The following is a 227-nucleotide window of genomic DNA, read 5'->3' on the forward strand; positions in this document are numbered from 1 at the left end:
GAATGGATTGTACTGCCAGAAGTTATTTCTAAAGAGCCACTGGGGCCAGTCGTACGTCGTGGTGACGACGAGTGGTTCTCGATTGTTCGCTGGACGTTGTTCGCTATGCTGAACGCCGAAGAGATGGGGGTTAACTCGAAAAATGTTGACGAAAAAGCGGCAAATCCTGCAACACCGGATATGGCGCACCTGCTAGGTAAAGAGGGGGATTATGGCAAGGATCTGAA

General features: G+C 50.2%; 1 pseudogene. It reads left to right on the top strand.

The annotated features are described in order from the left end of the window. A pseudogene (locus tag FDX22_RS12085) lies at positions 1 to 227 on the top strand (amino acid ABC transporter substrate-binding protein); the annotation flags it as partial.

Origin of the sequence: Citrobacter sp. TBCS-14, from assembly GCF_005280805.1 — a bacterium.
Lineage (GTDB): Bacteria > Pseudomonadota > Gammaproteobacteria > Enterobacterales > Enterobacteriaceae > Citrobacter > Citrobacter gillenii.